The sequence below is a fragment of the Nocardioides sp. genome (genome assembly GCF_031397825.1).
Classification (GTDB): Bacteria; Actinomycetota; Actinomycetes; order Propionibacteriales; family Nocardioidaceae; genus Nocardioides.
Genome location: NZ_JANNML010000062.1, coordinates 24,397 through 33,340, shown reverse-complemented (window position 1 = coordinate 33,340; position 8,944 = coordinate 24,397). Strand labels below are relative to the sequence as shown.

10 protein-coding genes are annotated in these 8,944 nt (G+C 70.5%); 4 read left to right on the top strand and 6 right to left on the bottom strand.

Features of this window, described 5'->3' with window-relative positions:
• Positions 1-1,549, top strand: a 1,549-nt coding sequence (locus RMN98_RS05260) for an SEC-C metal-binding domain-containing protein (RefSeq protein ID WP_309647751.1), incomplete at its 5' end; no start/stop codon positions are given.
• Positions 1,550-1,618: 69 nt separating this feature from the next.
• On the opposite strand, the gene RMN98_RS05255 is transcribed toward RMN98_RS05260, so the two are convergent.
• Entirely contained in the window at positions 1,619-2,134 is a 516-nt protein-coding gene (locus tag RMN98_RS05255; protein WP_309647750.1) for an Rv3235 family protein, read from the bottom strand.
• Positions 2,134-2,829 carry a LysM domain-containing protein gene (locus RMN98_RS05250; RefSeq protein ID WP_309647749.1) on the bottom strand — a complete coding sequence of 232 codons (696 nt, stop codon included), beginning with the start codon at positions 2,827-2,829 and terminating at the stop codon, positions 2,134-2,136. The genes RMN98_RS05255 and RMN98_RS05250 overlap by 1 nt, the downstream gene beginning before the upstream one ends.
• 101 nt (positions 2,830-2,930) lie before the next feature.
• On the opposite strand from RMN98_RS05250, the gene RMN98_RS05245 reads away from it, so the two are divergent.
• Positions 2,931-3,464: a hypothetical protein gene (locus RMN98_RS05245; protein WP_309647748.1), complete on the top strand. Its 534-nt coding sequence runs from the start codon at positions 2,931-2,933 to the stop codon at positions 3,462-3,464.
• 32 nt (positions 3,465-3,496) lie between these two features.
• Here RMN98_RS05245 and RMN98_RS05240 read toward each other — a convergent pair whose 3' ends face one another.
• Genes RMN98_RS05240 through RMN98_RS05225 form a run of 4 tightly spaced genes read right to left on the bottom strand, consistent with a single transcriptional unit; the run spans position 3,497 to position 6,863 of the window.
• On the bottom strand, positions 3,497-3,832 hold the full coding sequence (locus RMN98_RS05240) for a sec-independent translocase (RefSeq protein ID WP_309647747.1): 336 nt from the start codon (positions 3,830-3,832) through the stop codon (positions 3,497-3,499).
• 3 nt (positions 3,833-3,835) lie between these two features.
• Positions 3,836-5,011 carry an Mrp/NBP35 family ATP-binding protein gene (locus RMN98_RS05235; protein ID WP_309647746.1) on the bottom strand — a complete coding sequence of 392 codons (1,176 nt, stop codon included), beginning with the start codon at positions 5,009-5,011 and terminating at the stop codon, positions 3,836-3,838.
• A gap of 12 nt (positions 5,012-5,023) precedes the next feature.
• The gene (locus tag RMN98_RS05230) at positions 5,024-5,599 is read right to left on the bottom strand and encodes a DUF1003 domain-containing protein (RefSeq protein WP_309647745.1); all 576 of its coding nucleotides are present in this window, start codon (positions 5,597-5,599) and stop codon (positions 5,024-5,026) included.
• Positions 5,592-6,863 (bottom strand): magnesium transporter MgtE N-terminal domain-containing protein, encoded by a 1,272-nt coding sequence (locus RMN98_RS05225; protein ID WP_309647744.1) that lies wholly within the window; start codon positions 6,861-6,863, stop codon positions 5,592-5,594. The genes RMN98_RS05230 and RMN98_RS05225 overlap by 8 nt, the downstream gene beginning before the upstream one ends.
• A gap of 68 nt (positions 6,864-6,931) precedes the next feature.
• Here RMN98_RS05225 and RMN98_RS05220 point away from each other — a divergent pair, with 68 nt between their 5' ends.
• Entirely contained in the window at positions 6,932-7,333 is a 402-nt protein-coding gene (locus RMN98_RS05220; protein WP_309647743.1) for a hypothetical protein, read from the top strand.
• A 186-nt stretch (positions 7,334-7,519) separates the two neighbouring features.
• Positions 7,520-8,914, top strand: a complete 1,395-nt coding sequence (locus RMN98_RS05215; protein WP_309647742.1) for a phospholipase D-like domain-containing protein — start codon at positions 7,520-7,522, stop codon at positions 8,912-8,914.
• Positions 8,915-8,944: the final 30 nt, after the last annotated feature.

Here is an 8,944-nt window from a genome sequence, read left to right as displayed (position 1 = left end):
GCGCAACGAGAAGGGCCAGCCGGTCCTCGTCGGCACGGTCTCGGTCGAGAAGTCCGAGTACCTCTCCGCCCTGCTCACCAAGCGCGGCATCCCGCACAGCGTCCTCAACGCCAAGGTCCACGCCGACGAGGCCAAGATCGTCGCCATGGCCGGCCACAAGGGCGCGGTCACGGTCGCGACCAACATGGCCGGTCGAGGCACCGACATCATGCTCGGTGGCTCGGTGGAGTTCCTCGCCGACGCCGAGCTGCGCGGCAAGGGCCTCCAGCCCACCGGCGAGACGGCCGACGACTACGACGCCGCCTGGCCCGAGACGCTCGAGCGGATCAAGGCCCAGGTCGCCAAGGAGCACGACGACGTCAAGGAGCTCGGCGGCCTCTACGTCGTCGGCACCGAGCGCCACGAGTCGCGCCGCATCGACAACCAGCTGCGTGGTCGCTCCGGCCGTCAGGGTGACCCGGGCGAGTCCCGCTTCTACCTCTCCCTCGAGGACGAGCTGATGCGGCTCTTCAAGTCCGAGTGGGTCGACCGCGTCCTGCAGATGCTCAAGATCCCCGACGACGTCCCGATCGAGAACAAGCGGGTCACCGGCGCGATCGCCAACGCCCAGGGGCAGGTCGAGTCGCAGAACTTCGAGTCCCGCAAGAACGTCTTGAAGTACGACGACGTCATGGACCGCCAGCGCCAGGTCATCTACGGCGAGCGCCGCGAGGTGCTCGAGGGTGCCGACCTGCGCGAGCAGATCAGCACCTTCATCGACGACGTCGTCACCGGCTACGTCACCGGCTCGCTCGCCGAGTTCGGCGAGGAGTGGGACCTCGAGCAGCTGTGGACCGATCTCGGCCAGTTCTGGCCGATCGGGGTGAGCATCGAGCAGCTTGAGACCGAGGCCGGCGGGCGTCACAACATGGAGCGCGACGACCTCATCGAGGCGCTCAAGGAGGACGCGCACGCTGCCTACGCCGCCCGCGAGGCAGAGATGGGCGACGAGGTCACCCGCGAGCTCGAGCGGCGGGTCCTGCTGTCCGTGCTCGACCGCAAGTGGCGCGAGCACCTCTACGAGATGGACTACCTCCGCGAGGGCATCTACCTGCGGGCCTACTCCCAGCGCGATCCCCTGGTGGAGTACCAGCGCGAGGGCTTCGACATGTTCGCCGCCATGATGGACGGCATCAAGGAGGAGGCGGTCGGCTTCCTCTTCAACCTCGAGGTCCAGGTCGAGGACGACCACGAGGGTCATGACCACGGCGATGAGGGCGAGGAGGTCTACGAGCCGCTGCTGCAGCCCGAGGGCACCGTCAAGCAGCGTGCCTCCGCCCCGGCGATCAAGGCCAAGGGCCTCGAGCGTCCGCAGGCGCCCAAGGGCCTGTCCTACTCCGCCCCCAGCGAGGACGGTGACGTCGAGGTCAAGGCCGTCGCCGCCGAGGACGATGAGTACGCCGGCGTCGCCCGCAACGCCAAGTGCCCCTGCGGCTCGGGCAAGAAGTTCAAGCAGTGCCACGGGTCGGCCGGTGGCCCCACCGGCCTCACCGCCCGCTCCGGCGGCTGATCCACCGCTCCACCCGACGCCCCGTCACGGTCCTCCGTGGCGGGGCGTCGTCGCGTCCGGTGGTCGTCCTCAGGCAAAGTCGAGGGCGGTGCAGAGCCACCGCTCGCCACGTGCCTCGAAGCGGGCTGCCACGGCGCGCGACCGCTCGCCGTAGCGGACGTGCACGGCCGCCTCGACCACGTCGTCGCTGACGAAGCAGGTGTGCACGCTCAGGACCCGCGGGCGCACCGGTTGGACCCGGCGCTGACCGGGGACGTGGCCGCCAGCGCGGGCGACGAGGACGGCGCGCCGGTCGAGGTCGGCGTAGACCGCACCGGTGGTCCAGCGCAGGAGCTGGGATGCCGGCCGGTCCCCACCGACGATCTCGACAGCGGCCTGCGCGAAGCGGTGCGCCCACGCCTGGGCGGAGCGTCGCCGACGGGCGTCGATGGGGACGACCGACGCGACGTCGGACATGCCCCGCTCCAGGGGGCGACGGGCAGGGGGGTCGTGACGTGGCAGCAGCTCCAGGGCCAGGGTGCCCTGGGTGCTGGCGACCGGGACCTTCACGCGGAGGGGGACGACGGTCTCGTGGGCAGGTGACATCAGGACTCTCCTCGAGGTGGGGTGGGACGGCTGGGCAGGGCCAGGTGCTGGCCGGGCTGGATCACGTCGGGGTCCGTCCCGACGACGCGGCGGTTGAGCCGGTGGATGCGCTGCCAGTGGGCCGCCACGGCCGCGTTGTCGGCGCCGGGCCCGAGCGCGGTGGCGGCGATGGTCCACAGGGAGTCGCCGGGCCGCACGACGACCTCGGCAGGCTCCGCGTCGCGTGAGACGCGGTGCTGTCGGTGGGTCCCGGGGGCGATGCCTCCACTGGGCCGCTCCGGCAGTGGCAGCCCGTCCAGGGTGACGCCCCCGCCGCGCGGCTGATCGTCGCGGTGGACAGAACCCGGGGTCGCGTGCGCCGGGGAGAGCCCGCTCGTGAGCACGGCGACGCCACAGGCCGCGAGGAGCCACCGGCGCAGGGGAGCCGGCACGCCCGGGACCCGGCGGCTCCCGGCGCGCCCGGGGCCGACGAGTGCCTCGAGGACCACCACCGTGGTCACGACCCACCACCACCCGGCGCAGAGGACCACGACGAGGGCGCAGCCCTGCACGAGCATCAGGTCGAACGAGGCCTGCCCGCCGGCGGGGGCGGGCAGGTCGGGGAGCGACCACAGGACCACCCCGACGACCGCGACCGTGGTGATGGCCCAGACAGCGAGGCAGCGTGCCGAGCGTGCATTCCCGAGGTCGTTCACGGCTCTATCCTTGCGTTTGCTTACGTTTGCTTTAGCCAACGCTTCTTTGAGCATCTCGTCAAGGGCTTCTCCACAGCCCGAATCCTTGGCAGGCTCGCCTGGTGACCTGGGAGGATGAGCTGTTCGCGGTGCTCGAGGACCTCGAGCAGCAGGCCGACGCGCTCTACGCGGCGGAGCGGGCGCCGGAGCTGGCTGACCGCAGCCGGGCCGAGTACCAGCAGGTCACGCTCGCGGGTCGGCTCATGGCGACCCTCGGTCAGCCGGTGCAGCTCGGGGTCCGGGGCGTAGGTCAGGTGAGCGGCGACCTCGCCCGGGTGGCCGCGCAGTGGTGCCTGGTGCACGGCAACGGCCAGGACTGGATCGTCGCGCTGGCAGCGGTCTCCACCGTCACCGGTGCGTCGCGCCGGGCCGTCCCCGAGGTGGCGTGGTCACCGGTGACGAGGCTGGGGCTGGGCTCGGCGCTGCGCCGGCTGGCCGAGGCGGGGGAGCGGTGCATGGTCCACCTCGTCGACGGCACGGTCCACGACGGCACCCTGGCGCGGGTGGGTCAGGACTTCGTCGAGCTGGTCACCGCGGGGGACCGGGTCGTGCTGGTGTCCTTCGCCGCGCTCACAGCCGTGCAGAGCCGCGACTGAGCCGGCCGCCGAGTGACCCACCGACCGACACCTCAGGTCGCGTCGGCGTCGTAGGGCGGGATCTCGCCCTCGTCCAGCGGGCGGTGCCCGGCCGTGCGTGACGCCTTCTGGTCGGCGTCGGCGTCCTCCATGGCCTCGATGATGTGCTTGCGCACGATCGTGCGGGGGTCGAGGTCGCGCAGCTCGAGGTCGGAGAAGTCCGGGCCGAGCTCGTCGCGCAGCTCGTCACGCGCGGAGTTGGCGAAGTCGCGGGCCTTGCGAGCGAACCCACCGGCCTGTTTGGCCAGCGTCGGAAGGCGGTCGGGACCGAAGACGAGGATCGCCACGAGGGCAATGACCGCCATCTCTGCCAGACCGACTCCGAACATGATCTAGAACTTACTCGTCGGTGTGAGCCCGAGCTGCATGCCGGCCAGCCCGCGGCCACGGCCGGTGATCGTCGCGGCGATGGTGCTGAGCTCGATCGCAGCCGGGGCGGTGGGGTCGGAGTCGACGATCGGCTTGCCGGCGTCGCCTCCCTCGCGCAACGAGATGTCGAGCGGGATGCGCCCGAGGACCGCGACGTCGTAGCCGAATCGCTCCGACAGCGTGGCCGCGACGCGGTCGCCGCCTCCAGAGCCGAAGACCTCGAGGCGGTGGTCCTTGCCCTCGGGGGTGCAGTGCGGGCAGGGCAGGAAGCTCATGTTCTCGACGACGCCGATGACACGTTGGTGCATCATCGAGGCCATCGTCCCCGCACGCTCGGCGACCTCGGCGGCAGCCTCCTGAGGCGTGGTGACCACGACGACCTCGGCGCTCGGCAGGTGCTGGCCCAGGGAGATCGCGACGTCGCCGGTGCCCGGGGGCAGGTCGAGGAGCAGGACGTCGAGGTCGCCCCAGAAGACGTCGGCGAGCATCTGGACCAGGGCCCGGTCGAGCATCGGGCCGCGCCAGGCGACGACCTGGTCGCGCCGCGGCTTGAGCATGCCGATCGAGATGACCGAGACCCCGCTGGGCGTCGGCACCGGCATGATCAGGTCCTCGACCTGGGTGGGCCGGGAGTCGGCGACACCGAGCATGGCGGGCACCGAGTGGCCGTAGATGTCGGCGTCCACGACACCGACCTTCAGACCCTGCTTGGCCATGGCCAGCGCGAGGTTGACGGTGACGGAGGACTTGCCGACCCCGCCCTTGCCGCTGGCGATCGCGATGACCTTGGTCAGCGATCCGGGCTGGGCGAAGGGGATCTCGCGGGCGGCCTGGCCGCCGCGCAGGACGTCCTGGAGGCCGGCACGCTGCTCGGCACTCATGACGCCGAGCTCGAGGTCCACCCCGGTGACGCCCTCGACGCGAGTGACGGCGCCGGTGACGTCCCGGGTGATCGTGTCCTTGAGGGGGCACCCGGCGACGGTCAGCAGCACCTTGACGTGCACCAGGCCGTCGTCGTCGATCACGACGGAGTCGACCATCCCGATCTCGGTGATGGGGCGCTTGATCTCAGGGTCGTTCACGGTCGCGAGAGCGGCGTTGACCGCCTCGAGCGAGGGGCCGAGGGAGGGAGTGCTCATGATGTGGCCAGTCTAGGCGGGGGGTGGGGCAGGTCGGTCAAGGGCGTCGCCGTGAGACGTCCCACGCTCGCCGCTGTCGTCGGACGCGTCGCGGTCGCGCTCCTCCTGGGCACGCTCGTCGAGGTCGGACAGCAGGGATCGCAGCTCCGAGCGGAGGAAGTCGCGGGTGGCGACCTCGCCCACCGACATGCGCAGCGAGGCGACCTCGCGAGAGAGGAACTCCATGTCCGCGTGCGCCCGGGCGTTGGCCTGCCGGTCCTGCTCGGCGATGACCTTGTCGCGCTGCTCCTGGCGGTTCTGCGCGAGCAGGATCAGGGGAGCGGCGTACGACGCCTGCAGGCTCAGGATCAGGGTCAGGAAGATGAAGGGGTAGTTGTCCCACCGGGCGTCCTCGGGTGCCAGGAGGTTCCACGAGACCCAGATGATCACGAAGCCCGTCATGTAGATCAGGAACGTCGCGGTGCCCATGAAGCGAGCGAACTGCTCGGCGAACACTCCGAACGCGTCGGCGTTGATCGCCGGGCGCTTGACGAGCTGGCGCCTCGTGCTGCGCGGCGTGTCGAGCCGCGGGGTGCGTGGCTCAGCCATCCTTCACCCCCAGCGGCCCGCCGCCGCGCGGCATCCGGTCGCGCCAGTTGGTGGGCAGCATGTGGTCGAGGAGGTCGTCGACGGTGACCGCGCCCAGCAGGTGGCCGTTCTCGTCGACCACCGGCGCGGCGACGAGGTTGTAGGTGGCGAGGTGCGCTGCGACCTGGTCGATGGACGCCTCGGGACGCAGGGTCTCCATCGAGTCGTCGAGCGCGCCCGCGACCAGCGTGGAGGGGGGCTCCCGCAGCAGCCGCTGGATGTGGGCCACCCCGAGGAACCTCCCGGTCGGCGTCTCCAGTGGCTGGCGGCAGATGTAGACGAGGGCGGCGAGCGCGGGCGTGAGCTCGGGGTTGCGCACGTGGGCCAGGGCGTCGGCGATGGTGGCGTCGGGACCGAGGATGACCGGCTCGGGCGTCATCATGGCTCCGGCGGTGTCCTCCACGTAGGACATCAGCCGACGGACGTCCTCGGCCTCGTCGGGCTCCATCAGGTCGAGCAGGATCTCGGCGGTCTCGGGCGGCAGGTCCGCGATCAGGTCCGCGGCGTCGTCGGGCGACATCTCCTCGAGGACGTCGGCGGCCCGCTCGGAGTCGAGGGCCTCGAGGATCTGCACCTGGTCCTCCTCGGGCAGCTCCTCCAGCACGTCGGCCAGCCGCTCGTCGTCCAGGGCCGCGACGACGGCCTTGCGGCGCTCGTTGGGCAGGTCGTGCAGCATGCTCGCGGCGTCGGCCGGGCGCATCTCGTTGAGCGCGGCAGCGAGGTGCGTGGCGCCCTGGGCCTCCTCGCGTCCCACGAGGCCCTGCACGTCGCGCCACTCCACGACGTGGGTCTGCCCGCGACGGCGGAAGCCCTTCGCCGGCTCCTGCACGGCGACCCGGCACAGCACCCAGTCGCGGTTGCGGGCCTGCTCCATGGCGACGTCGTAGACGGTGCCGGTGATGCCCGAGCCGGTCATCACGACCGTGCGGTCGAGCATCTGGCCGATGACGAGCGTCTCGGTGGAGCGCTGCTCGAAGCGGCGCATGTTGAGCAACCCGGTCGTGTAGACCTGCCCGCTGTCGATGTTGGTGACCCGGGTCATCGGCACGAAGATCCGGCGGCGCCCGAAGACCTCGGCCACCATGCCGAGGACCCTCGGCTGGCTGGCCTCGGAGCGGATGGTGACGACGAGGTCGCGGACCTTGCCGACCTGGACGCCCCGGGGGTCGAAGATCGGCAGCCCGACGCCGCGGGCGGCATAGACGCGCGGCGGGGTGGTGCTCACGACCGCAACGCTAGTGCCCCCGCCGTGAGTCCCGAACCCTCCGCGCCGATTCGTCCTACACTCCGTGCATGAGGCTTCGACGAAGCGCGGCTGTCCTGCTCCTCCCGCTGGTCCTCCTGGCCGGGTGCGGCGGGGACGAGGCCACCAGCGCCGACGACCCGACGCCCACCGAGAGCGCCAGCCCCTCGCCCACCGAGGCGACGTCGGAGCCGCCCGAGGACGCCCCTCCGGCCAAGCCGCAGTGCAGCGAGGTCTGGGTCGACGGGCAGACCTTCCCCGAGCGCTACAAGGGCTGCCTCGACGGGGAGCGACTGGTCCAGGCCGAGTCCACCTACTGCGAGTTCGGCACCCGCCTCTTCTACTACGCCAACTCCTTCTACGCGGTGCCCAACGGTCCGGTGAACGAGACCGAGGGCGCCCTGGCCAAGGACCCGGCCTTCCAGAAGGCCATCAACAAGTGTGGTGGCTGACGCCTCCACGCGGTCCGGCGATCACCTGAAACTCCTGCCCCGGCTGTTACAGTCGGGAGCGTAGGCGTGGGGCGGCGACGTGCTCCCTCGCGCCACTTCTGGTCCGACTTCCCCGATCTTGCCGACCGACCCTGACCGCGCGACCCTGATCGCCGCGGCCGCCCTACCAGGGAGTGTGAACTCAGCGTGCGCCGTCTTTCCGCCGCCACCGTCCTCGCCACGAGCCTGACCATCGTCGTCAGCCTGCTCGGTGCGCTGCCCTCGACCGCCGCACCGACCCGGGCTGCCGCGCAGACCGTGGGGCAGGGCGCCTCGCTCACGCAGGCCTCCTCGGTCGCGGCCCAGCCGCGCAAGCGCAAGGGACCCAAACCGGCGCCGGACAAGTACACGCCGCCGGCCGGGGTGAAGTTCAACAACCCGCTCGCCGGCAAGGAGTCGCGCGGTCGCATCCGTCGTCACCTGATCCGCACGATCGACTCCGTGCCCGGTCGCGAGCAGATCCGGGTCGCGAGCTGGAACGTCAAGAGCACCGACATCCAGAACGCGCTGGCCCGTGCCCACGAGCGCGGCGTCTCGGTCCGGGTGATCATCGACCGCGGCAACGCCGGCCCGGCCAAGCCCAACCCGGGCTTCGACCGCATGGCCAACCGTCTGCGTGAGGGCCAGAAGAGCCGCATGGCGTCGCAGAAGAGCGGCACCCGCAAGTGCGTCAGCTCGTGCCGCTACTACTCCGGCATCGCCCACACCAAGTTCTTCATGTTCTCCCGGGCCGGCAAGGCCAGGAACGTCGTGATCTACGGCTCCAACAACGCCACCGACCTCGCGGCCCACTCGCAGTGGAACGACATGTTCACTGTGCGCGGCCAGGGCAACATCTACCAGGAGTTCCTCGGTGTCTTCGACCAGATGTACCTCGACAAGCCGGTCAAGCAGTCCTACCTGAGCTACCAGCACGGCTCGTTCACGTCGTACTTCTACCCGTTCAAGGGCAAGGGCACCCAGGACGACCCGCTGATGCGTGATCTCAACGACATCCGCTGCAAGGGCGCCACGGGCGGCACCGGCACCAACGGCCGCACCAAGATCCGCATCGCCCAGACCTCGATGCACGGGGACCGTGGCAAGAAGCTGGCCACCAAGCTGCGCGACATGTACGAGAACGGCTGCGACATCAAGATCGTCTACGCCGTCTTCGGCAACAACGTCCTCAAGATCCTGCGCAACACCAACCGCGGTCGCATCCCGATCCGCCAGATCGCGCAGGACTTCGACCTCGACGGTGTCTACGACAAGTATCTCCACATGAAGAACATGTCGGTCAGCGGCGTCTACAAGGGCAAGACCGACGCCAACGTCACCTGGAACGGCTCGGCCAACTGGACCCAGGTCGCCCTGGTCAGCGACGAGATCGTCATGCGCATCGTCGGACCGCGCATCCGCGCCCAGTACGCCAACTGGGTCGACTTCCTCTACGCCAACCCGCCGCGGTTCACCGGTGCCAAGGCGATCGCAGCCAGCACGGCGCGTCGCACGGCGATCGCGAGCGGCATCCGTCCCGAATCGGGCATCGAGGTCAACTGACGCCAGCGCGCATCCCGCAGATGGGGCGAT

Coding starts and splice junctions, on each gene's coding strand:
- RMN98_RS05255 (WP_309647750.1), bottom strand. CDS start 2,134: ATGTCACCTGCCCACGAGACCGTCGTCCCCCTCCGCGTGAAGGTCCCG.
- RMN98_RS05240 (WP_309647747.1), bottom strand. CDS start 3,832: ATGTTCGGAGTCGGTCTGGCAGAGATGGCGGTCATTGCCCTCGTGGCG.
- RMN98_RS05235 (WP_309647746.1), bottom strand. CDS start 5,011: ATGAGCACTCCCTCCCTCGGCCCCTCGCTCGAGGCGGTCAACGCCGCT.
- RMN98_RS05230 (WP_309647745.1), bottom strand. CDS start 5,599: ATGGCTGAGCCACGCACCCCGCGGCTCGACACGCCGCGCAGCACGAGG.
- RMN98_RS05220 (WP_309647743.1), top strand. CDS start 6,932: ATGAGGCTTCGACGAAGCGCGGCTGTCCTGCTCCTCCCGCTGGTCCTC.